Origin of the sequence: Citrobacter sp. C1 (assembly GCF_014596895.2) — a bacterium.
Taxonomy (GTDB): Bacteria; Pseudomonadota; Gammaproteobacteria; order Enterobacterales; family Enterobacteriaceae; genus Citrobacter; species Citrobacter gillenii.
Map to the genome: position 1 here is coordinate 4611443 of NZ_CP115035.1, position 22160 is coordinate 4633602.

At 52.1% G+C, this 22160-nt stretch carries 21 protein-coding genes; 12 read left to right on the forward strand and 9 right to left on the reverse strand.

Going from position 1 to position 22160, the window contains the following annotated elements:
• The first annotated feature begins 49 nt into the window (after positions 1-49).
• From phnL to IB214_RS22145, 6 genes are all read left to right on the forward strand, one after another.
• Entirely contained in the window at positions 50-730 is a 681-nt protein-coding gene (phnL, locus tag IB214_RS22120) for a phosphonate C-P lyase system protein PhnL (protein ID WP_117343579.1), read from the forward strand.
• Positions 727-1863: an alpha-D-ribose 1-methylphosphonate 5-triphosphate diphosphatase gene (gene phnM / locus IB214_RS22125; RefSeq protein ID WP_117343580.1), complete on the forward strand. Its 1137-nt coding sequence runs from the start codon at positions 727-729 to the stop codon at positions 1861-1863. The genes phnL and phnM overlap by 4 nt, the downstream gene beginning before the upstream one ends.
• A gap of 2 nt (positions 1864-1865) precedes the next feature.
• Positions 1866-2411, forward strand: coding sequence for a ribose 1,5-bisphosphokinase (gene phnN / locus IB214_RS22130; RefSeq protein WP_096758664.1), 546 nt, complete (start codon positions 1866-1868; stop codon positions 2409-2411).
• A gap of 72 nt (positions 2412-2483) precedes the next feature.
• Positions 2484-3242, forward strand: coding sequence for a phosphonate metabolism protein PhnP (gene phnP, locus IB214_RS22135; protein WP_117343581.1), 759 nt, complete (start codon positions 2484-2486; stop codon positions 3240-3242).
• 83 nt (positions 3243-3325) lie between these two features.
• Complete coding sequence (locus IB214_RS22140; protein WP_006688247.1) at positions 3326-3577, forward strand: plasmid stabilization protein; 252 nt, start codon at positions 3326-3328, stop codon at positions 3575-3577.
• On the forward strand, positions 3574-3861 hold the full coding sequence (locus IB214_RS22145; RefSeq protein WP_117343582.1) for a type II toxin-antitoxin system RelE/ParE family toxin: 288 nt from the start codon (positions 3574-3576) through the stop codon (positions 3859-3861). The genes IB214_RS22140 and IB214_RS22145 overlap by 4 nt, the downstream gene beginning before the upstream one ends.
• On the opposite strand, the gene yjdP is transcribed toward IB214_RS22145, so the two are convergent.
• Positions 3858-4187, reverse strand: a complete 330-nt coding sequence (gene yjdP / locus IB214_RS22150) for a DDRRRQL repeat protein YjdP (RefSeq protein WP_096758667.1) — start codon at positions 4185-4187, stop codon at positions 3858-3860. The two genes, IB214_RS22145 and yjdP, sit on opposite strands and share 4 nt — an antisense overlap.
• Positions 4188-4255: 68 nt before the next feature.
• Positions 4256-6520: a hybrid sensor histidine kinase/response regulator gene (locus IB214_RS22155; protein WP_117343583.1), complete on the reverse strand. Its 2265-nt coding sequence runs from the start codon at positions 6518-6520 to the stop codon at positions 4256-4258.
• 114 nt (positions 6521-6634) lie between these two features.
• On the opposite strand from IB214_RS22155, the gene IB214_RS22160 reads away from it, so the two are divergent.
• From IB214_RS22160 to IB214_RS22170, 3 genes are all read left to right on the forward strand, one after another.
• Positions 6635-8158: a sugar ABC transporter ATP-binding protein gene (locus IB214_RS22160; protein WP_096758669.1), complete on the forward strand. Its 1524-nt coding sequence runs from the start codon at positions 6635-6637 to the stop codon at positions 8156-8158.
• Positions 8151-9146 carry a ribose ABC transporter permease gene (locus tag IB214_RS22165; RefSeq protein WP_096758670.1) on the forward strand — a complete coding sequence of 332 codons (996 nt, stop codon included), beginning with the start codon at positions 8151-8153 and terminating at the stop codon, positions 9144-9146. The genes IB214_RS22160 and IB214_RS22165 overlap by 8 nt, the downstream gene beginning before the upstream one ends.
• An 88-nt stretch (positions 9147-9234) precedes the next feature.
• Positions 9235-10176, forward strand: a complete 942-nt coding sequence (locus IB214_RS22170; RefSeq protein ID WP_096758671.1) for an ABC transporter substrate-binding protein — start codon at positions 9235-9237, stop codon at positions 10174-10176.
• A 71-nt stretch (positions 10177-10247) separates the two neighbouring features.
• Here the strand turns inward: IB214_RS22170 and IB214_RS22175 are convergent, their stop codons facing one another.
• From IB214_RS22175 to vgrG, 7 genes are read right to left on the reverse strand one after another with little or no spacing between them, the layout of a single operon-like run.
• A complete protein-coding gene (locus IB214_RS22175; RefSeq protein ID WP_117343584.1) occupies positions 10248-11654 on the reverse strand; it encodes a hypothetical protein in 1407 nt (468 codons plus the stop codon).
• Positions 11651-11911: a PAAR domain-containing protein gene (locus IB214_RS22180; protein ID WP_096758672.1), complete on the reverse strand. Its 261-nt coding sequence runs from the start codon at positions 11909-11911 to the stop codon at positions 11651-11653. The genes IB214_RS22175 and IB214_RS22180 overlap by 4 nt, the downstream gene beginning before the upstream one ends.
• Before the next feature lies 1 nt (position 11912).
• A complete protein-coding gene (locus tag IB214_RS22185) occupies positions 11913-12680 on the reverse strand; it encodes a hypothetical protein (RefSeq protein WP_348939352.1) in 768 nt (255 codons plus the stop codon).
• A gap of 46 nt (positions 12681-12726) precedes the next feature.
• Positions 12727-13512 carry a hypothetical protein gene (locus IB214_RS22190; RefSeq protein ID WP_117344061.1) on the reverse strand — a complete coding sequence of 262 codons (786 nt, stop codon included), beginning with the start codon at positions 13510-13512 and terminating at the stop codon, positions 12727-12729.
• A 46-nt stretch (positions 13513-13558) separates the two neighbouring features.
• On the reverse strand, positions 13559-14329 hold the full coding sequence (locus IB214_RS22195; RefSeq protein WP_348939353.1) for a hypothetical protein: 771 nt from the start codon (positions 14327-14329) through the stop codon (positions 13559-13561).
• Between the two features lie 9 nt (positions 14330-14338).
• On the reverse strand, positions 14339-16435 hold the full coding sequence (locus IB214_RS22200) for an alpha/beta hydrolase (RefSeq protein ID WP_117343586.1): 2097 nt from the start codon (positions 16433-16435) through the stop codon (positions 14339-14341).
• Complete coding sequence (vgrG, locus tag IB214_RS22205; protein WP_223240326.1) at positions 16428-19001, reverse strand: type VI secretion system Vgr family protein; 2574 nt, start codon at positions 18999-19001, stop codon at positions 16428-16430. The genes IB214_RS22200 and vgrG overlap by 8 nt, the downstream gene beginning before the upstream one ends.
• A 526-nt stretch (positions 19002-19527) precedes the next feature.
• Here vgrG and IB214_RS22210 point away from each other — a divergent pair.
• From IB214_RS22210 to IB214_RS22220, 3 genes are read left to right on the forward strand one after another with little or no spacing between them, the layout of a single operon-like run.
• Entirely contained in the window at positions 19528-20211 is a 684-nt protein-coding gene (locus tag IB214_RS22210) for a D-lyxose/D-mannose family sugar isomerase (protein WP_117343588.1), read from the forward strand.
• A gap of 14 nt (positions 20212-20225) precedes the next feature.
• Complete coding sequence (locus IB214_RS22215; protein ID WP_117343589.1) at positions 20226-21086, forward strand: ketose 1,6-bisphosphate aldolase; 861 nt, start codon at positions 20226-20228, stop codon at positions 21084-21086.
• A complete protein-coding gene (locus tag IB214_RS22220; RefSeq protein ID WP_117343590.1) occupies positions 21083-22087 on the forward strand; it encodes a carbohydrate kinase family protein in 1005 nt (334 codons plus the stop codon). The genes IB214_RS22215 and IB214_RS22220 overlap by 4 nt, the downstream gene beginning before the upstream one ends.
• Positions 22088-22160 lie beyond the last annotated feature (73 nt).

A 22160-nucleotide genomic window follows, 5' to 3' on the forward strand; every position in this document is an offset into this window, starting at 1 on the left:
GCCGGATGGCGGCTGCGCCTTATCCGGCAATAAGAACCATGAGGCTCAAATGATCCGCGTAGAAAATGTCAGTAAAACCTTTGTACTGCACCAGCAAAACGGCGTACGCCTGCCGGTGTTGCACAACGCCACTCTGGACGTAAAAAGCGGTGAGTGCGTGGTGCTGCACGGTCACTCGGGCAGTGGGAAATCAACGCTGCTGCGTTCGCTGTACGCCAACTATCTGCCGGACACCGGCCATATTCATATTCAGCACGGCGACGAGTGGGTGGATCTGGTGCAGGCTCCGGCGCGGAAAGTGCTGGAAGTGCGCCGTTCCACCATCGGCTGGGTCAGCCAGTTCCTGCGCGTGATCCCCAGGGTCTCGGCGCTGGACGTGGTGATGCAACCGCTGCTGGATCTGGGCGTCTCCCGCGACGTGTGTGCGGCCAAAGCGGCGCGCCTGCTGGAACGTCTGAACGTCCCGGAAACGCTGTGGCATCTCGCCCCATCGACCTTTTCCGGCGGTGAGCAGCAGCGCGTCAACATTGCGCGCGGGTTTATCGTCGATTACCCAATTTTACTGCTCGATGAGCCCACCGCGTCGCTGGATGCCAAAAACAGCGCCGCCGTAGTGGCACTGATAGAAGAAGCCAAAGCGCGCGGCGCGGCAATTGTCGGTATTTTTCACGATCAAACCGTTCGCGACCGCGTGGCGGACCGTTTGCACCTGATGGGAACCACAGCATGATTATCAATAACGTAAAGCTGGTGCTGGAAGACGAAGTGGTACAGGGATCGCTGGAAATGGAGGGCGGCGTGATTCGCGCCTTTACCGAAAGCCAGAGCCGTCTGCCCGAAGCGCTGGACGGTGAAGGTGGCTGGCTGCTGCCGGGGCTTATCGAACTGCACACCGATAATCTCGACAAATTCTTCACCCCGCGCCCGAAGGTGGATTGGCCCGCGCATTCGGCGATGAGCAGCCATGACGCGCTGATGGTCGCCAGCGGCATCACCACCGTGCTGGATGCAGTAGCGATTGGCGATGTTCGCGACGGCGGCGATCGCCTGGAAAATCTGGAAAAGATGATCAATGCGGTGGAAGAAACGCAGAAGCGCGGGGTCAACCGCGCCGAGCATCGTCTGCATCTGCGTTGCGAACTGCCGCATCACACCACCCTGCCGCTGTTTGAAAAACTGGTCGGGCGCGAACCGGTGACGCTGGTTTCACTGATGGATCACTCGCCGGGCCAGCGCCAGTTCGCCAACCGCGAAAAATACCGGGAATATTATCAGGGCAAGTATTCACTTACCGATGAGCAGATGGCCCGCTACGAAGAAGAACAGTTGGCCCTCGCCGCACGCTGGTCGCAGCCCAACCGGACCACCATCGCGCAGATGTGTCGCGAACGCCATATTGCGCTGGCAAGCCACGACGACGCTACCCATGACCATGTTCTCGAATCACATCAACTTGGCAGCGTGATCGCCGAGTTTCCCACCACCTTTGCAGCCGCAGAGGCTTCACGCCAGCACGGCATGAATGTGCTGATGGGCGCACCCAATATCGTGCGCGGCGGCTCGCACTCCGGCAACGTCGCGGCGCATAAGCTGGCTGAACTGGGGCTGTTGGATATTCTCTCCTCTGATTACTACCCCGCCAGCCTGCTCGACGCAGCGTTTCGTGTAGCGGACGACGATGCCAACCGTTTCACGCTGGCGCAGGCGATTCATCTGGTGACCCGTAATCCGGCGCGGGCGCTGAATCTCGACGATCGCGGTGTTATCGCTGAAGGTAAACGCGCGGATCTGGTGCTGGCGCACCGCAAAGGCGATCACGTGCATATCGACCACGTCTGGCGGCAGGGAAAAAGGGTGTTCTGACTATGGGAAAACTGATCTGGCTGATGGGGCCGTCCGGCTCCGGTAAGGACAGCCTGCTGGCCGAACTCCGCCAGCAGGAACAGGCGCAACTGCTGGTGGCGCATCGTTACATTACCCGGGCCGCCAACGCCGGGAATGAAAACCATATTGCGCTGAGCGAACAGGAGTTTTTTACCCGCGCCGGACAGAACCTGCTGGCGCTGAGCTGGCATGCCAACGGCTTGTACTACGGCGTCGGCGTGGAGATTGACCTCTGGCTACACGCCGGGTTTGATGTGGTGGTAAACGGCTCCCGCGCCCATCTGCCACAGGCAAAATCACGCTACGGCGCGGCGCTGCTGCCGGTCTGTTTGCAGGTATCACAAGACGTGTTGCGCCAGCGCTTACTGGCGCGCGGGCGAGAAAATGAAACGGAGATTGTCGCCCGTCTTGAACGTGCAGCCCGCTATGCGCCAGAGGACTGCCATACGCTAAACAATGACGGTAGTCTGCTACAGTCAGTGAATACATTGCTCACACTGATGGGACGTAAGCATTCTTATGCCTGAGAGCGCACGGACCCGTAGGCCGGATAAGACGCCTGCGTCGCCATCCGGCTATACATGATCTGGGGAGCAACAATGAGCTTAACGATCACTTTAAGCGGCACCGGCGGCGCGCAGCTGGTGCCGGTTTTTGGCTGCGACTGCCGCGCCTGCCAGCGGGCGCGTTTACAGTCGCAATATCGCCGCCGCCCCTGCAGCGGCGTGGTCAAATTCAACCATGCCGTGACGCTGCTCGACGCGGGGATCCCGCATCTGATGGACGACTGGCCCGCCGGCAGCTTCCGCCAGTTTCTGCTCACCCACTACCATATGGATCATGTGCAGGGACTGTTTCCGCTGCGCTGGGGCGTGGGGAAAACGATCCCGGTATATGGGCCGCCGGATGAACAGGGCTGCGACGATCTGTTTAAGCATCCCGGCATTCTCGACTTTAGCCACACCGTCGAACCGTTTGTGGTGTTTGATTTGCAGGGGTTACAGGTGACACCGCTGCCGCTCAACCACTCAAAGCTGACGTTTGGCTATCTGCTGGAAACCGCGTACAGCCGCGTGGCGTGGCTCTCTGATACCGCCGGGCTGCCCGACAAAACGCTGACGTTTCTGGGCAACAATCAGCCGCAGGCGATGATCATCGACTGTAGCCATGCCCCGCGCACGCAACCACCGCGCAACCACTGCGATGTAAATACCGTGATTGCGCTCAATGACGTTATCCGCTGCCCACGGGTGATTCTGACCCACATCAGCCATCAGTTCGACGAGTGGCTAATGCATAATCCGCTACCGACAGGTATCGAAGCCGGGTATGACGGCATGGAGATTGTGCTGGATTAAGCGCTGACACTTCATAATAAGACTTGTTAACAGGTCTTTCCCATCCTATATTAAGACCAGTTAAATGGTCTTAAGGAGCGATTATGCCACATATCATTTTAAGCGACACCACCGCCAGCGTGAGTGAGCTAAAAAAGAACCCGATGGCGACTGTTAGCGCAGGGGATGGGTTTCCGGTCGCAATCCTGAACCGTAACCAGCCCGCCTTTTATTGTGTTCCCGCTGAGCTTTACGAAAAAATGCTTGATGCGCTGGACGATCAGCAACTGGTTAAATTAGTCCATGAACGGAGCCAACAGCCACTGGTGGATGTTGATCTGGACAGCTATTTATGAGTTATACGGTAAAATTCAGGGAAGATGCGCTGAAAGAATGGCAAAAACTGGATAAAACCATTCAGCAGCAGCTTGCCAAAGAACTCAAGAAATGCGGTGAAAATCCGCATGTCCCCTCCGCGAAGCTCAGGGGAATAAAAGATTGCTATAAAATCCAACTACGCACTTCAAGGTTCCGTCTTGTTTATCAAGTTATTGACGACACCCTGGTCATCGCTGTCGTTGCTGTCGGTAAACGCGAGCGTAGTGAAGTTTATAATCTTGCCAGCGAAAGACTACGTTAACGATCGTAATCGTCTTCCATTCTACGTTCTTCATCTTCCAGCTGACGCCGTTCCTGATCGAGCCGACGCTGGCGGTCATCCAGCTGCCGACGGCGGTCTTCAAACTGGCGACGACGATCGTCATATTGCCTGCGGCGATCGTCGCTTACCTGGCGTTGCCAGCTTTCGTCGCGCGAGTCATCGTAATCCCGATTATTATCAGGCTTATAGGCGTCGCTGACGGCGCGTTGAATATTGCCGATGGCGTCATCAATAATATCCGCCTGCGCCGACACGGTGGTCAGCATCAGCAAACTGAAAAAAAAGATCGTCGGGGAGCGTGTCATAAACCAGCCTCAAAAAGAAACTCGCCCCACGGTAATCAAAGCGCTTGCTCACGAGTAGCGGAGGAATCTCAATTGCGCGGATGACGCAGCGCCTGCGCCAGCTCCCCGCGGGTAAACGGTTTTCGCAGTAGCGCCACCTCCGGCAGGGCCGGGTTGTGTGCCGGACGTAAATCCTGACCGCTGATCAGAAGGATACTCAACTGCGGGTAATGCTTTAGCGCATGGTTAACCACATCCACGCCGCTTAATCCACCGGGCAGCATGAGGTCGCTGATCAGAATGTCGATCTCTGAAGATGCGGCAAGCAAGTGCATCGCCTGCTCGCCGTTGGCGGCCTCCAGCGTCAGATAACCCAGCAGGTGGAGCTGCTCACACAACGTCTGGCGCACATCGGCCTCATCTTCGAGCACCAACACCAGTTTCTCACCGCTGTTCGCCGCATGTTCCACCACAGGGATGTCCTGAGGCTGCACCGGCACAATGGCGCGCGGAAGCTGTAACCGGACCGTGGTCCCTTGCCCCGGCGCGCTCTCAATTTCCACCCGACCACCAGACTGACGCACAAAACCGTACACCATCGACAGGCCCAGCCCGCTGCCGCTGCCGGTCTGTTTGGTGGTGAAGAACGGTTCAAAGACCTGCGCTTTGATCTCCTGCGACATCCCACAGCCCTGATCGGCCACCTCCAGCATCACCATGTCCTGCTTACGTCCGTCGCTGCGCGTGACCCGCTGATTCCAGCTGCGAATTTTAATCGTACCCGCCTGCCCGTCCATCGCATCACGGGCGTTCATCACCAGATTAATAATGGCGTTTTCCAGCTGGCTGACGTCGATCCACGCCGGCCAGGCGGGTGACTGCGCTTCAATCTCCAGCGTCATCGTCGCCGGTAGCGAATGGCGCATCAGCTCCCCCAGGTTCTCCAGCAACGTTTTCAGCTCCACCGCATGTGGGTGCAGCGATTGCTTGCGCGAAAAAGCCAGCAGTCGCTGGGTCAGCAGCGCCCCGCGCTCGGCGGCTTTTAGCGCCCGGTTGATGCGCGGCGCATCGGGCGAGTCCGGACTGACCAAATCCAGACTGCCAATAATCACTGCCAGCAGGTTATTGAAATCATGCGCTAATCCACCCGTTAACTGCCCCACCGCCTTCAGCTTTTGGCTGTGCAGTAACGCTTCTTCCAGCCCCTGACGCTCGGTGCGGTCGATTTCCATCTGCGTTGTTTTTTCTTTCAGCAGCCGAGTGGTGTGTTCAAGCGACGCCGTATTGCGGGCAAACACGCTAAAGGCGCGCGCCAGCTCTCCCAGCTCATCGCGCCGCTGCAGGGCCGGCACGCTGACGTCCGATTCGCCATGCGCCAGCCGGGTCATCGCCCGCGAGATAGCCGTCAGGTTCGAGCCTAAGTTGCGGTAGATATACCAGCCGGCAAAGCCGGTGATCACCACCGCCAACAGCGCAAAAATCATGATAAACAGCACGCCGGACTGCAGTTCCTGATGGCTTTGCGCCACCCGCTGCTCGGAGATACTCGCCACCTGCGAGACATACTGGTTGATATCGCTGTTGAGGATCGCCACCAGCGCTTTGATATGGAACATATACCAGCTGATCGCCAGGTCACTCTGCTCCAGCGCGGACGAAAGCGGCTCCAGCTTATGCAGTTCGAGGTTGAAGTCGCTAAGAATACGACTCACCAACTGGCTGGGGTTTTGCAGAACAAGCGCGGGCATCACGCCGCCCAACTGTTTAATTACCGAACGCGGCGTCGGCGTTTCAATAGCGGCAACGATCAGGCGGTCCATCTGCCTCAGCAGCGCGTCATCCTGCGCGCCGGTGAGTTTTTGCAGATGGCGTAAATAACTTTGATTCTGGTACAGCGAACTGAGCAGAGCATTACGTTCCAGATGCCGCAACTGACCGCGCTGCAGCATGCCTTCCACACTGCTTTGCAGTTCGTTACTGCGCTGGATAATGCGCTCGACCAGCCCCGGTTCCTGCTGCGCCAGCGGGGCGCTGGCCAGCTGTTCCAGCGAATGCTTGAGCGCGCGCTGGGTCTCCTGTAGCCGTTCCGCTTCACCTTTGTATTCCAGCGCCCCCACGACCTGTGAGAGCCGCACCGCCGCCGTCGCGACGTTCGCCGTGTCGCGCGCCAGATTCATGCTGCCGGTCATGTCATCAACGGTTTGCTGTTGCACCTGTTCCTGGATCTGGCTGGCGTGCTGAAAGCCCAGCACCGCCACCCCGCTGACCATCAGCGTGACCGCCACCACCAGCAGATTGAAGAACAGCAATCGCCCGCGCGCACTGGCGAAAAAGTGACGTCCGGGTTGCGGCATATCACGCTCCATGAAGAAAAATCGCAATATGACAAATATGAACGGCTTCTGACATTTTGCATTTACATTCCTGTGATGGACTGCTGATATCGGCCACCCCGCAGGAGATCCGTTATGAGCAAGACACCGGTTCTGGAGATGCGCAACATTGCCAAAGCATTCGGCAAATTTTACGCGCTGAAAGGGGTCGATTTAACGGTGTGGTCCGGCGAAATCCACGCCCTGATGGGTGAAAACGGCGCCGGGAAAAGTACCCTGATGAAGATCCTCGCCGGGGCCTATACCGCCACCAGCGGTGAGATCTTAATTGACGGTCAGCCCTTTCATATTCGCGGACCCAAGGATGCGCTAAGCGCTGGCATCACGCTGATTTATCAGGAGATGCAGCTCGCGCCAAATCTGACGGTAGCGGAAAATATCTTTCTTGGCAGCGAACTGTCGCGCGGTGGTCTGGTACAGCGCAAAGAGATGGTGATGCAGGCGCAAAAGGTCATCGACCGGCTCGGGGCACAGTTTAAGGCCAGCGATCGGGTCATGACGCTGACCATCGCCGAGCAGCAGCAGGTCGAAATCGCCCGCGCCCTGCACCGTAACAGCCGCATCCTGGTCATGGATGAACCCACCGCCGCCCTCTCTTCACGTGAAACCCACCGCCTGTTTGAGCTGATCATGCGCCTGCGTGATGAAGGGATGGCAATTATCTACATCAGCCACCGCATGGCGGAAGTATATGAACTTTCGGATCGCGTCAGCGTGTTGCGCGACGGGCAGTACGTCGGCAGCCTGACCCGCGACAAGCTTAACGCCTCTGAACTGGTGCGCATGATGGTCGGCCGCCCGTTAAGCGATCTGTTCAACAAAGAACGCGATATCCCTTTAGGCAAGGCGCGCCTGAACGTGCATCACCTGACCGATGGCAACAAAGTCCAGCCGTGCAGTTTACTGGTGCGTTCCGGGGAGATTGTCGGCCTGGCCGGGCTGGTCGGCGCCGGTCGCTCCGAGTTGGCACAGCTGATTTTTGGCGTGCGCAAAGCCATCAGCGGCATGATTGAAGTCGACGGCGAGCCGGTGGTGATCCACTCCCCGCGTGAGGCCATCGATCACGGTATCGGCTTTCTGACCGAGAACCGCAAAGAACAGGGGCTGTTTTTAGAGCTGGCGGCGGCTGAAAACATCACCATGGCCACGCTGGAGCGTGACGCCAACTGGGGCATGCTGAACCGCAAAAAAGCGCAGACCATCTCCGATGACGCCATTCAGTTGCTCAACATCCGCGTACCCCACGCGCAGGTCCGCGCGGGCGGACTGTCCGGCGGCAATCAGCAAAAATTACTTATCTCTCGCTGGGTCGCGATTGGCCCACGCATTTTGATCCTCGACGAACCCACGCGCGGCGTGGACGTCGGTGCCAAAAGCGAGATCTACCGGATCATGAACGAGATGGCGCGCAAAGGTGTGGCGATCTTAATGATCTCCAGCGAACTGCCGGAAGTGGTCGGCATGAGTGACCGGGTGTACGTGATGCGCGAAGGCAGTATTGCCGGTGAGCTGAACGGACAAAGCATTACTCAGGAAAATATTATGACGCTGGCAACCGGCGTGAACGACTCCCATCATCAGGCGGTGTCCCATGAATAATCCAACCCCTTCCCAGCCAGTGGCCAAATCCGCTTCCGCGAAAAAAATGTTGATGGGCGATCTGATGCAAACGGTCGGTATCTTGCCCATTTTAATCCTGATTGTGGCGGTATTTGGTTTTATCGCACCCAACTTTTTTACCGAAAGTAACCTGCTCAACATCACCCGTCAGGCGTCGATCAACATCGTGCTGGCAGCGGGGATGACCTTCATCATTCTCACCGGTGGGATCGACCTTTCCGTCGGTTCCATTCTCGGCACCACTGCGGTGGCGGCGATGGTCGTGTCGCTGATCCCGGAGCTGGCAATGTTGTCGATTCCGGCGGCATTGATGCTTGGCCTGGCACTGGGGCTGTTTAACGGCGCACTGGTCGCCTTTGCCGGACTGCCACCGTTTATCGTCACCCTTGGCACCTATACCGCGCTGCGCGGCGCGGCTTACCTGCTGGCGGACGGCACCACGGTTATCAACTCCAATATCAGCTTCGAGTGGATCGGTAACAACTACCTCGGGCCGATCCCGTGGCTGGTGGTGATTGCGTTGGCGGTCATTGCGGTGTGCTGGTTCATTCTGCGTCGCACCACGTTGGGCGTTCATATTTACGCGGTGGGCGGCAACATGCAGGCCGCGCGGTTAACCGGTATCAAAGTGTGGCTGGTGCTGCTGTTCGTCTACGGCATGAGCGGGCTGCTTTCCGGCCTCGGCGGGGTGATGAGCGCCTCGCGACTGTACAGTGCCAACGGCAACTTGGGCATGGGCTATGAGCTGGACGCCATCGCCGCGGTGATCCTCGGAGGCACCAGTTTTGTCGGCGGGATCGGCACCATCACCGGCACGCTGGTGGGGGCGTTGATTATCGCTACGCTCAATAACGGCATGACGCTAATGGGCGTGTCTTATTTCTGGCAACTGGTGATCAAAGGGGCGGTGATCATCATAGCGGTGCTAATCGACAAATACCGTACCCGACACCATCAAAGTGCATAGACAAGCTTACTGGCCTACATATTCGTAGGCCTGATAAGCGCAGCGCCATCAGGCGTATAACAACAATACCCTACGTGAGGAAACGAGTATGCGTTTGAAGCCATTAGTTACCGCGCTCTGTGCTGGCGCACTGCTTGCCGCGACGCCGTATGTGCAGGCAAAAGAACTGAAATCCATCGGCGTAACGGTTGGCGATCTTGCCAACCCGTTCTTCGTGCAGATAACCAAAGGTGCAGAGCTGGAAGCGCGCAAGCTGGCGGGGGATAACGTCAAAGTGACGCTGGTGTCCAGCGGCTACGATCTCGGTCAACAGGTGTCGCAGATAGACAACTTTATTGCCGCTAAAGTCGACATGATCATTCTTAACGCGGCAGATTCCAAAGGCATCGGCCCGGCGGTAAAACGGGCGAAAGACGCGGGGATTGTGGTCGTCGCCGTTGACGTGGCAGCGGAAGGCGCTGACGCCACCATCACCTCCGACAACACCCAGGCCGGCGAAATGGCCTGTAAATACATCACCGACCGCCTGAAAGGGAAAGGCAACGTCGTTATCATCAACGGGCCGCCGGTTTCCGCCGTGCAGAACCGCGTAGAAGGCTGCCAGACCGAGTTCAAACGCCACCCGGACATCAAGGTGCTGTCGCATAATCAGAACGCGAAGGGCAGCCGTGAAGGCGGGCTGGAGATCATGACAGCTCTGCTGGCGGCCAATCCGAAGATCGACGGCGTGTTCGCCATTAACGATCCGACAGCGATCGGGGCCGATCTGGCTGCAAAACAGGCGCAGCGTAGTGAATTCTTTATTGTCGGCGTCGACGGATCGCCGGACGGCGAAGAGGCGCTGAAGCGGGAAAACTCATTATTTGTGGCGACCCCGGCACAAGATCCGCAGGTGATGGCAGCCAAAGCGGTCGAAATCGGCTATGACATATTGCAGGGTAAACCCGCGCCGAAAGAGCCCGTGCTGATCCCGGTGACGATGATCGATAAGAACAACGTCGGCAGCTATAAGGGTTGGACGGTGAAATAAGCCCTGAATTGACTGATACCCTCCTCCGCAAGAGAGTAAACGAAGCAAGAGCGCCCGTCAGGGCGCTTACCTCATAAAAACTGAGAGTAATAAATATCCATTTCCTGCTCTATATTATGACTCAATATAAAAGAAAAAATCATAACCGCCGTATAAATAACCGGAATACCAATAACTAAAGGAGTAAACACATACCAGGGGTGATTTTCGAACAGTTCCAGTGGTACGAGACTTACAAATCCGATACACCATAAAATAATTGTGCACAATTTTATAATTCTCCAATAATCATCGAAATCCAGCTTATCAAGAGCAGGCCAACATCCTGGATATTTAGCAGCTATTATGCCAGATTGAATAGTATCTGCGGATGTACTGGCGAATAACTGATGCCCTTGCCCATATTTTGCAGCATCCGCAGCCAACGCTAATATAACCCAGCGCTGAACCTCTGAGCTTTTCCCAGTGACGGCCTCCAGTTCATATCGACTATCGGCTAAAATACTCGTTGTTGCGCTTTCTATCCCACTAAACAATACGAATTTTGACTGTTTATCCAGTGAGTTGAACCACAGTTTTTTAATTTTGCCAACATCCACTTGTTGTGCAGAAAGATATGTACTTACGATTTCATCAAGATAATATGGAGTACTGTCCATCATGCGTAACAAATATAAAGGCGTGTCTTTATCTGCAAGCAGTTTTGTATTGGTAAAAATAAAAGCATTAGCACTCTCGAAAAAATCAGAATCACTTTCATCGTGCAATTCAACAGTAATAACCAGGTTGTTTTCAGAGTTATTTAAATCAATCCAGTCATTGATTAAGAAATAATCAGGACATTCGTCAAGAATATTAATTTTCCCGACCTTATCGTTGGGGATGCCCAGGCTTGCCAGCACCGCCTTGAAACTATTGCCGATAGTGTCATCCGCTCCCTTAACGTACAGCCAGGTATTAAATGGACGATAATCCCTGACAAGGGAATTTTTTAGAGGTTCTATCAACTGTCTTAGCACGTTATCAACTCTGACGTCATCCATTGAGTCAACTTCAATATCAATTCGTAACGGCGTTGCAGAACCTGCTGGCGCTTCACCCTCTAGTTTCTGAATTTTTAATGCCAGTTCAGGCACCGGGAGAATGGATGAATAGTCTAAAAGAGGCAATGCCTGTTTTGCCCAGTTTTTCCACTTATTCATACCATACTGCTCAAGATAACCCGCATAGTAATATGGAAAAGATATAACACCGTAGGTGATGACTACCACACACCAGATTGCTAACACTATTAGCGATGGGATACCTATTGCATTCCCTATCAAATAATCAGGAACTTTCTTGTCCTGCAACCAGCTGAATATATTGTACGTTATAAAAAACAGAAATATAGCACAGCTAATGATCAGCATAATATTCAGCGGGAATTTTTCTGATTCTTGATAGGGATTCTTGTTTGGTATCTTCCATTTACTCATTTACTTGTCCCCGCCGTTGGCAGAGTGGTTTTTATTGCACAGCCGCATGCAGCCCTGCAACCATCCACAACTACGCCTTTGCCGTCCATTGTCCAGGTTGGCTCAAAATCAAGTATGGGAAAGGTGCCTTTGTGCGGAATACAAACAACAGTATCCCCCTGCAAAGCAACAGGAATCCCCATAAATAGGCTACCGGAAGCTCTATTAACATACCCGCCGTTCTCCAGTGGGTCATTTAACCTGATAACACCTTTCATTTTATTTCCCTGCTTCCATATTGCAGCGCATACGATCCCACCCCTTGTAGTCTTTCACTATGGGTTCTTTATCGGGAAGATTTTGATAATTCGCCTTATATCCTTCCGTTAGATGCGGCAATGCTGCCTTCATAAAAACGACCGTTCCCCAGGCGGCACCTGGAAAATCAGGACTGGTATGACCGTCTACATACTCGCCACTGGATTTATGCTTGCCTGGTCTGTAGAGATAATATGTATCATCAAAGTATTTATAATCTATACCCGGACCACCTGGTTTTAAACGCGGATCGTCAAAAGGGTATGAGCTCATATACAAATACCCCTGCGCAGTTGAAATAAATGCTTGGTTATTGCTCACCACAACTATTTTTATTTCTTTCCCTTCTGGATAATCACGCATAACGCCGTCTGAGTTTCTCACTTGCGCTGAAAAAGAGGCCATATAATTCGCTACTTGCCATGTTTGACCATAGTCTTTGGATATTTTATATGCTCCAGGCTCCCATTCAGGGACCAGAATGTACTGCTCTGAAGGATGAATATACACTCCCGTGAATACTCTGTAGATTGGATTGCCATATATTGATTTAGTGATATTTCTTTTTGTGTCATGATAAACAACATATCCTTCACAATCATACCCAATCAATTCCAGATAGCGATTATCATCAAACCGATAAATTACCTGTGATGGTATTTTTGTGCAGGCAGAGATAGCACATAATGAAATTGTCCCAACTACTATTATCGTACTTAACTTTTTCATAATTCATCCTTAAACGTTAAGCGGTTTGGGCATATCCCATTGCAGGTTATTTCCCCGCATTCATATTGCAGCGCATACGATCCCACCCCTTGTAGTCTTTCACTATGGGTTCTTTATCGGGAAGATTTTGATAATTCGCCTTATATCCTTCCGTTAGATGCGGCAATGCTGCCTTCATAAAAACGACCGTTCCCCAGGCGCGCCCAGGCGATTCAGGTCTCATATGGGCATCCACATATTTCCCTTTCGATTTTTGCTTTCCGTCCGTATATATAGAAAGATAGTCGGTGTCATCAAAGTATTGATAATCTATACCCGGACCGCCTGATTTTAAACGCGGATCGTCAAAAGGGTATGAGCTCATATACAAATGGTGTTGTGAGGTGGTAATAAACGCCTGATTATTGACCACCACTACTCTTTTTATTTCTTTTCCTTCTGGTCTGTCGCGCATAACGCCGTCTGAGTTTTTCTCCAACGCCGGGAAAGGGGCCATATATGTTGCGACTTGCCACGTTTGACCATAATTTTTAGATATCAGATATGCCGTTGGCTTCCAGTTTGGAATGAGAATATACTTATCGGAAGGATGGATATATGTTTCGGTGAAAATTCTGAAAGAGGCAAATACGCCATCAATCAATTCTTTATGAATGTTTCTTTTAACATCATGATACCAGAGTGCGCCATCACAATTGAAGCCCTTTAGTTCCAGATACCGGTTATCATCATAGTGATAAATAACCTGTAATGGTATTTTTTTCGTACAACCAGAGATAACACATAGTGAAATTGCTGCGACGATTACTCTTACCACATTTCCCAGCTTCATAATTCATCCTTAAACGTTAAGCGGTTTAGGCATATCCCATTGCAGATTATTTCCCCGCATTCATATTGCAGTACATCCGGGTCCAGCCCTTATAGCCCACCACCTCCGGTTCTTTATCGGGAAGATTTTGATAATTCGCCTTATATCCTTCCGTTAGATGCAGCAATGCTGCCTTCATAAAAACGACCGTTCCCCAGGCGGCACCTGGAAAATCAGGACTGGTATGACCGTCTACATACTCGCCACTGGATTTATGCTTGCCTGGTCTGTAGAGATAATATGTATCATCAAAGTATTTATAATCTATACCCGGACCACCTGGTTTTAAACGCGGATCGTCAAAAGGGTATGAGCTCATATACAAATACCCCTGCGCAGTTGAAATAAATGCTTGGTTATTGCTCACCACAACTCTTTTTATTTCTTTCCCTTCTGGATAATCACGCATAACGCCGTCTGAGTTTCTCACTTGCGCTGAAAAAGAGGCCATATAATTCGCTACTTGCCATGTTTGACCATAGTCTTTGGATATTTTATATGCTCCAGGCTCCCATTCAGGGACCAGAATGTACTGCTCTGAAGGATGAATATACACTCCCGTGAATACTCTGTAGATTGGATTGCCATATATTGATTTAGTGATATTTCTTTTTGTGTCATGATAAACAACATATCCTTCACAATCATACCCAATCAATTCCAGATAGCGATTATCATCAAACCGATAAATTACCTGTGACGGTATTTTTGTGCAGGCAGAGATAGCACATAATGAAATTGCCCCAAGCATTATTATTACCGTATTTCCATTTTTCATGATTTATCCTTAAACGTTAAGCGGTTTGGGCATATCCCATTGCAGATTGGTAGCCTCGGCATTATATATTTCATTATGTCTGGCAGGTTTTACCGTTGTTGAATGACAATATTCGTTTACCACACCAAATTCACCTTTTGGTAAGATATCATCCGGTCTATTCATATGATCTTTTGTATCCGCTTTATTCAAAATACCCGAATTATAATAATCAACCGTTCTTGGAAGACCGTTACGCTTCATACGCCAGTCTCCGCGTAGTAGTAGTTCCTTCCAGAATTCTCCGTAGCGGTGATCAAATGCCCGGCATATACCCACTGCCAGATCGAACGCCATCGCTTTCGCAGGAGCATCTTTGGACATCACAATCGAGGAATGCTGGCTGTAACCCACCGGGTCTGTTTTCATCCATTCTTTTTCCAGCTCATCCGGCGTTTTTTCATAAATAAGCTGAACGGTCGTGTTGTACTTCCCTCCCATAACCACGCCTTTGGTATAAGGTCTGCCATATTTTTTAGAGAAAACCTTCAGCTCAGCTAACGTTAATTCATGACCCGGCTGTAAATTATCAAAGCCGTTCCCGCTCAGGTTTTTTATGTCAGTTTCTTTACGCGCAATGGCATTCGCCTTTGCGGAAAATGAGATGATTTGATCGGGGGAATCTAGCGCTACCGGATATTTATATCCGTTCCCGGCACCCTGTAATTGGTGTCTGAAGGTGATGGGGAGCTGCTCGCCATTAATGATGACATCAGAATACGTATATTGTTTGGTAAAGCCTGTATCCTGGTTAAAACTCTTATCTTTTAACGCCGGCATCTCAAAAGGTATGCTCAGAGGACTATTACCTATATCCGGGCCATTTTCACAGAAAACCCGCTGGCGTAAATTGTCTAAGCCACCGGCAATGTCCTGAGGGATCCCCCGCCAGCCAAAGCCCTGCACGTTAAGTAATGAGACAATGCTATCATTGGGGCAAAAGTAATTATAAACCTTACCGAAGTTATTACGTGCATAGCATTTATTCGTCCGCCACTGCGAACGGGTTTTACTCAGGCAAATCGTCCCTTCTATTTCATCAATTTCAGCTTCCGAGTGGTATTCTCCGTGGCCGTATTTAGCGTTTGTCGCCATCAAATGGCAGAAGTTTTTAAACGTCTGCTGCCGGGCGCGATCCGTCTGGTGATGTCCGGGCGTCATACTTTCAGCAGCCGTTTTTTCCAGTGTGTAGGGAGAATGGCTAAGTATCACGCAGTCAGCGGGTTTCTCATTAGCCTGCATGACCAGCATATTGGCCAGCATAGTGATAATAGTCCCCTGTGAATGTGCAACAATATTAATTGGGTCCAGTTTTGTTGCCGATTCACGTCTTATCATCAATATCAAATCAGCCAGCCGCTGCGCGGCAAAAAACTGATAAATGCGGTGGGGATTCTCATAAATAGGATGCGTAAAATCCCCACCATTCATATGCAATGAAGCAAACCCTGCAGCACCATTCGCCACACCGCCGGATCCCGGGCCGAGCATATCTGGAATATTGGTTGTCGCATTGGCAAACGTACCGCCATTTTTGGCATACACATCGTCGAGAACGTTACCAAAATTATCGTTCTGATATTTCAACGTGGTTGCTGCAATATGCCCCAGTTTTTCCAGCTTAGCGTGGTCATCTTCCTGATAGGCGTTGTAGGGCAGCCTGGTAGCGTTCCCGAGTTTAGCCAGCTCATCACGATAGCGCTTTTGATCCTCGCGATATGTCGCATGATCAACAGGCTTATATCCCCAATAAAAAGGGATCACCGGGCTACGTCCTGGCATTTTGACATTCTGTTGCTCGCCGTCGCCCATATCCATTTTGAACTGGTGCCATTCATGCGGATACATATCCGTGCGACCCATACGTTCATTCAGGCCAGCAATAATACCCTGCTCCTGATTCTGATATGCCTCCCCCACATCGTTCACGCCGTGAACAAGAATCACAATACAGGGCATAGGGCGTTTAATAGCAACATTGCAGGTTTCCATACCTGCCCCCGTAGATTTAGGAACCCCCTGTATACCTGTTGCCACGACGCGCTGATTAAAAGGGCTGTTACTCATCGGGTATAATCTCCATTTTCATTTCATCCATTTCCGTCAGATCTAACAGGGGTGTCATTCCTTCATCGTCGGTAACACCTTCAATTATTTCCCCTGATGCCTTAATAATTTTAAATTTGGTATTTTTAAGTACGTCATCACTATTGTCGTCGCCGTGTAATTTGATGCGACGATGAAATGTCTCTTCCTGGAATACGGGAATTTTATCTTTAACTGATTCCGGACCGCTCCAGTCAAGCATGGCACCTTTAAGCTGCACTTTAGAGGGGGAGAATATTTTTACGGAGCCGTCCTGGTTGATCCGGATTCCGCCACCGCCACACAGCAACTGAATATTCTTTTTCGCACTGATAGTCACATTGCCGTTCATACTCTGAATATGAAAATCCTTATCAGAGAGCAGACCCATTTCGCCACGCTGTGCCTGCACGGAAATATCATCTTTTGCAGCGATGATTTTGATACCGATGGCTCTGCTGAAAAGTGACAGCCCCTGTCCGACAGCCATTGACAGTTTTTTAAAGACGTTAAAACTGCCGTTATTGGCAGCGTTTAGCGACAAATCTTTGTCTGCTGATAATGCCATCGTTTGCGGTGTGAGCAGGGCCATACCGTGATCGGCATAGGCCACCAGCCCCGGCTGTGTAAGCTGTTTAAGTGCTACGTTGAGCTGCTGCTGCGGCCCCATTTCGACATTTAACGCCTGCGCCGTCAGGGCGCTTTGTTGCAGAGACGTTGCCAGCGTCAGCGCGTCCTGAAGCTGCTGAACCACGGCGTTCATGTCGAGCTGTTGACCCTGGGCTTTTGGCTGCGCCTCTGTCGTGAGCAATAACCCCTTTGCTGCCCTCAGCACTGCCCGGTCATCGGTGCGCAGTTCCGCACCTTCGCCGCGCGGTTTACCGCCAGCATCGACAAGATGGCCCATGTTAAGCTGTGTCTTGACGTACTCAGTACTTAGCTTGACGTGTTCCTGTCCGCGCTTATCCTCCATCCGGAGTTTGTTGAGTCCCGCGGTGCGGATGACGTTGCGTGTATTGTTGCGGCTGGTGACGAGGTCAGGCTTGGGGGCATGATGCAGCGCATGTGCAATGAAGGGTCTTTCCGGATCGCCACCTTCAAACGCGATGGCGACTTCTGTCCCCTGGATAAGCGGGAAATGATGACCATAGGTATCACCGGTATAAATCCGCGCCAGACGGACGGGCATACTTTCATAGCCTTTCACCTGGAGGTCCAGATCAAACTCAAACTTAACCCAATAGCGGCCCTGTGCATCGAGATGCGCGTATTTGTCATTATCTATTGATGATGAAACGATCGCGGGAACCGTACCTGCTATACGTGGCCGGGGTAACGGTTGCGGTCGAAAGCAGACATCCCTGCTGTAGGGAATACCTTTCAGTTGAGACTGGAGTGCCGAATCACGTTTCCCCGTGACCCGCATTGCAGTGACTACAAATCCAGGTGTGAATGCGTCCGGAACCGTCCCGTCGATATTGAGCACCATACCAGGCGTGATCAACGGACTGGTGGTCTCACCGCTTAATACCGACTGGTGGTTAAGAATAATTTCGTGATGCAATCTGGCATAAAACCCGCTTGATTCACCCGGCTGCACATGACCAAATTCTGATCCCGGTTGATGATGGTTATCCGCGTAGCGATAATCCATGCCATACATCGCAGGGCCTCCCGACGTCACATCGGCATCAACATTGAGGATCCGCGAGTTTGCCAGTCTGTAATCAAAGTTTTTTGCTTTAACTGCCGCGGACACAACGTTGTGCGTTGATATCAGCTTATCGATTGAGTAATCATGTGATGTCAGGCCAGCATGGGAAACATGCATAATCTTCCGATCAACAAGGTAGCAGCGTTGCGAGTCACTGAAGATAAGCACCATTATGTGCGGAACATCATGATGATTTTCGATTCTGAACCAGATCCCCACTTCAGACAGGATACGGCTGATAAACGCTAAATCTGACTCACCCCACTGCACGATCATTTCCCGGTTCGGATACGCGCAAAAAAGCGAGTTAACGTCGATTTCGTAATCCGCAAAAGCATGCTCTTTGAGGATCTTCGCGACCAGAGTCGGAACGCTGGTATTCAGATAAATAGCCGACCGCTTTCGTCGTGAGAGTAATGCTAGCTTATGTTCAAGCCTGATTTCGTACAGTGATTCATCTGCGGAGGTGCTAATTAGCGAAAATGACGTCACTATCCCTTCTATTTGCCGTTCAAGAAGCCAACGCTCAGAACCCCGTATGTATTCACTCCAATTATTATTAGGCGCTCTAATTTGTAGCGTGGCTTCAACGTTTAACAGTGAGTCCGGTGAGATATTTTTAATTTTAGATGTAAAGGTAATTTTGTAACTATATGGTTCACTTAACTTTTCCTGACCGTCAATTGTCTCAACATCAAGTACCCCTGAATTACCCACCTCCCTTACGGTTAATAAATACTTATTTATACTATCACCTAAAGATATACCCTCAAGATTGTAGAAGCCTGAACCTTTTTTCATTATCGCATCCCTTGCAAGCAGAAAGTAATACATAAGAAATAAAGTTTATCTAGCATATCAACAATAACGAGAAAAAAGTCATCTTTTCTCAAAACAAATATAAAAAATGGATTACCAACTATTAATCGAACATGTAATATAATTCAGGCGCATTAATCCATGTGTTAATTGGAAGTTACCACACCCAATTAATCCATATTTATTTATGATAGCGCTTTAATATTCATATTCTACAACATGGCATTTTATTACCGCGCGGACACGATCTGCCTTCTCTCCAAACAACCCCAGAAGACAAGGATTCCCCCACAAACGGCAAAACATTAACTCAATGATTTACAATCATATTTTAAAAATAATTTCTTTAATTTATTATTTTATCGAATAAATCACATACAATCATAAAAAACACAATAAAATATAACTATTCCCTATTCTTTTGCGAAGGGAGAGCTAACTGGATTGTGCCCATGTCTCCCATGGGAAAGCTGTTGATTTTCTCCCTCTCCCCCTGAGAGAGGGCCACTGAGAGGTCATCTTATCAGCCACAGGAGAATCGATGAAACGCTCCGCAATAAATGAGATTCTGGGTCACACGCGCCAGTTTTTTTCCTTGCACGACGTGCATCTCCCACCCTTCGCCAGCTTCCCACCCACCCAATGGCGCAAACTCGACGCCGGAGCCTGGAGTGAAGTCTTTGACCTCAAACTCGGCTGGGACGTCACCGCATTCGGCGGTGATAACTTTGCCGCCCTGGGCTTAACGCTGTTTACCCTGCGTAATGGTTCACCAAAAGGCATGCCCTATGAGAAATGCTACGCCGAAAAAATCATGCACGTCCGCGATGGCCAGGTGACGCCCATGCATTTTCACTGGCGCAAACGCGAAGACATTATCAATCGCGGCGGCGGTAATTTGATTGTGGAACTGTGGAACGCCGGAGTCAGAGAACAAACGGAAGACAGCGACGTCAGCGTAGTGATTGACGGCTGCCGGCAAATGCACGCAGCGGGCAGCCAGCTGCGCCTGACGCCAGGGGAAAGCATCTGCCTGACGCCCGGTCTGTATCATAGCTTCTGGGCCGAAGAAGGGTTTGGCGACGTGCTGGTTGGCGAAGTTTCTTCGGTTAACGACGACGATCACGATAACCATTTCCTGCAACCCATCGCCCGCTATAACGACATTGAAGAAGACGAACCGGCGCTGCTGGTGTTGTGTAACGAATATCGCCTGTTCCGCTAACCAAGGAGCGCATTATGCCGTTGATTTCCCTCGCCGATGGCCTCGCCCATGCCCGCGAGCACCGCTATGCCTTAGGCGCGTTTAACGTTCTGGATTCGCACTTCCTGCGTGCGCTGTTTGCCGCCGCGAAGCAGGAACGATCGCCATTTATTATCAACATTGCCGAAGTGCATTTTAAATATATCTCGCTGGATTCTCTGGTCGAAGCGGTAAAGTTCGAAGCCGCACGCCATGACATTCCGGTGGTGCTTAACCTCGATCACGGCCTGCATTTTGAGTCGGTGGTGCGGGCGCTGCGCTTAGGCTTCAGCTCGGTGATGTTCGATGGTTCTACGCTGGAGTACGAGGAGAATATTCGCCAGACCCGCGAGGTGGTGAAGATGTGCCACGCCGTCGGCGTGTCGGTGGAAGCAGAGCTGGGGGCCGTCGGCGGCGATGAAGGCGGAGCGCTGTACGGCCATGCCGACGAGTCGCTGTTTACCGACCCGATGCTGGCACGGGATTTCGTCGACAGAACCGGCATTGATGCCTTAGCCGTCGCCATTGGCAATGCCCACGGCAAGTACAAAGGCGACCCCAAACTCGACTTCCCGCGGCTGGACGCCATTCGACAGCAGGCGGCAATCCCGCTGGTACTGCACGGCGGCTCCGGCATTAGCGACGACGATTTCCGTCGCGCCATCGAGCTTGGCATCCACAAAATCAACTTCTATACCGGTATGTCACAGGCGGCGCTGGCGGCGGTGGAGTCGCGGATGAACAACCGCCAGCCGCTGTACGACGAATTTGCTGAGCTGCTGTTGGGTATCGAAGAGGCCATTACCGATACCGTCTCCGAACAGATGCGCATCTTTGGCAGCGCGGGGCAGGCCTGATGGAACGCAGAGGCATTATCGCCGCAGGCAACATGCTGGTCGATCATGTGCATCAAATTGTGCAGTGGCCGGAATGCGGTTGGCTGGCGGAGATCACCCACAGCGAACGCGCTACCGGCGGTGCGCCTCTGAACGTGCTGCTGACGCTGGCGAAAATGCACACCGGGCTGCCGCTGCAGGCGGTGGGATTGATCGGTCAGGACAGCGATGGCGACTACATTATGGCGATGCTCGAGCAGTATCACGTGAATCGCCAGCACGTGCAGCGCACCACGTCCGCCCCCACCTCGATGTCGCAGGTGATGACCGACCCGAGCGGCCAGCGCACTTTTTTTCATTCTCCCGGCGCAAACCGGCTGCTGGATCTTCCCGCCTTTGAGCAGCTTGATAGCACGATGAAAATTTTCCATCTCGGCTATCTGCTGCTGCTCGACAGCCTGGACAAGCCGGATGATACCTTTGGCACGCGCAGCGCTCGGCTACTGGCGCAAATGCGCGATAACGGGTTTGAAACATCGCTGGACCTGGTGTCGCGCAAGGGCGATCCGCGCTATCAGCCGCTGGTAATGCCAGCGCTCCGTCATCTCGATTATCTGGTGATCAACGAGCTGGAGGCCGGGGAATTCAGCGGGCTGGCGATCCGCCAGCCTAACGGTGAGCTGCATATCCCGCACATCGCCAGCGCTGCACGTGAGCTGCTGGACGCGGGCGTGCGCCAGCGGGTGGTGATCCACTGCCCGGAAGGCGCCTGGGGCGAAACGCCGGATCGAGACGGCACATGGATCCCTTCGCAGTATCTGGCGCAGGAGGAGATCGTCGGCAGCGTCGGTGCGGGGGATGCATTTTGCGCCGGATTTTTGTACGGCTGCCATGAGCACTGGTCGCTGGAAGGGAGTATCCGGCTGGCGCACGCCTGCGCGCGGGCCAGTTTGCTGTGCGCCAATGCCATCGACGGCGCGAAAACGCTGGCAGAGTTAAAAGCTGGGATGGCTGATGCCTGATGCGCTGCGCTTATCAGGCCTACGTAGCCATTATCGCTTTTGTAGGCTGGATAAGGCGTTTACGCCGCATCCG

Excerpts from the sequence above, each read along its gene's own strand:
- phnM (WP_117343580.1), top strand. The coding sequence starts at position 727 with ATGATTATCAATAACGTAAAGCTGGTGCTGGAAGACGAAGTGGTACAG.
- IB214_RS22145 (WP_117343582.1), top strand. The coding sequence starts at position 3,574 with ATGAGTTATACGGTAAAATTCAGGGAAGATGCGCTGAAAGAATGGCAA.
- IB214_RS22160 (WP_096758669.1), top strand. The coding sequence starts at position 6,635 with ATGAGCAAGACACCGGTTCTGGAGATGCGCAACATTGCCAAAGCATTC.
- vgrG (WP_223240326.1), bottom strand. The coding sequence starts at position 19,001 with ATGTATTACTTTCTGCTTGCAAGGGATGCGATAATGAAAAAAGGTTCA.
- IB214_RS22140 (WP_006688247.1), top strand. The coding sequence starts at position 3,326 with ATGCCACATATCATTTTAAGCGACACCACCGCCAGCGTGAGTGAGCTA.
- phnN (WP_096758664.1), top strand. The coding sequence starts at position 1,866 with ATGGGAAAACTGATCTGGCTGATGGGGCCGTCCGGCTCCGGTAAGGAC.
- IB214_RS22175 (WP_117343584.1), bottom strand. The coding sequence starts at position 11,654 with ATGAGTAAATGGAAGATACCAAACAAGAATCCCTATCAAGAATCAGAA.
- IB214_RS22200 (WP_117343586.1), bottom strand. The coding sequence starts at position 16,435 with ATGAGTAACAGCCCTTTTAATCAGCGCGTCGTGGCAACAGGTATACAG.
- phnP (WP_117343581.1), top strand. The coding sequence starts at position 2,484 with ATGAGCTTAACGATCACTTTAAGCGGCACCGGCGGCGCGCAGCTGGTG.
- IB214_RS22165 (WP_096758670.1), top strand. The coding sequence starts at position 8,151 with ATGAATAATCCAACCCCTTCCCAGCCAGTGGCCAAATCCGCTTCCGCG.
- IB214_RS22195 (WP_348939353.1), bottom strand. The coding sequence starts at position 14,329 with ATGAAAAATGGAAATACGGTAATAATAATGCTTGGGGCAATTTCATTA.
- IB214_RS22190 (WP_117344061.1), bottom strand. The coding sequence starts at position 13,512 with ATGAAGCTGGGAAATGTGGTAAGAGTAATCGTCGCAGCAATTTCACTA.
- IB214_RS22155 (WP_117343583.1), bottom strand. The coding sequence starts at position 6,520 with ATGCCGCAACCCGGACGTCACTTTTTCGCCAGTGCGCGCGGGCGATTG.
- yjdP (WP_096758667.1), bottom strand. The coding sequence starts at position 4,187 with ATGACACGCTCCCCGACGATCTTTTTTTTCAGTTTGCTGATGCTGACC.
- IB214_RS22185 (WP_348939352.1), bottom strand. The coding sequence starts at position 12,680 with ATGAAAAAGTTAAGTACGATAATAGTAGTTGGGACAATTTCATTATGT.
- IB214_RS22215 (WP_117343589.1), top strand. The coding sequence starts at position 20,226 with ATGCCGTTGATTTCCCTCGCCGATGGCCTCGCCCATGCCCGCGAGCAC.
- IB214_RS22170 (WP_096758671.1), top strand. The coding sequence starts at position 9,235 with ATGCGTTTGAAGCCATTAGTTACCGCGCTCTGTGCTGGCGCACTGCTT.
- phnL (WP_117343579.1), top strand. The coding sequence starts at position 50 with ATGATCCGCGTAGAAAATGTCAGTAAAACCTTTGTACTGCACCAGCAA.
- IB214_RS22210 (WP_117343588.1), top strand. The coding sequence starts at position 19,528 with ATGAAACGCTCCGCAATAAATGAGATTCTGGGTCACACGCGCCAGTTT.
- IB214_RS22180 (WP_096758672.1), bottom strand. The coding sequence starts at position 11,911 with ATGAAAGGTGTTATCAGGTTAAATGACCCACTGGAGAACGGCGGGTAT.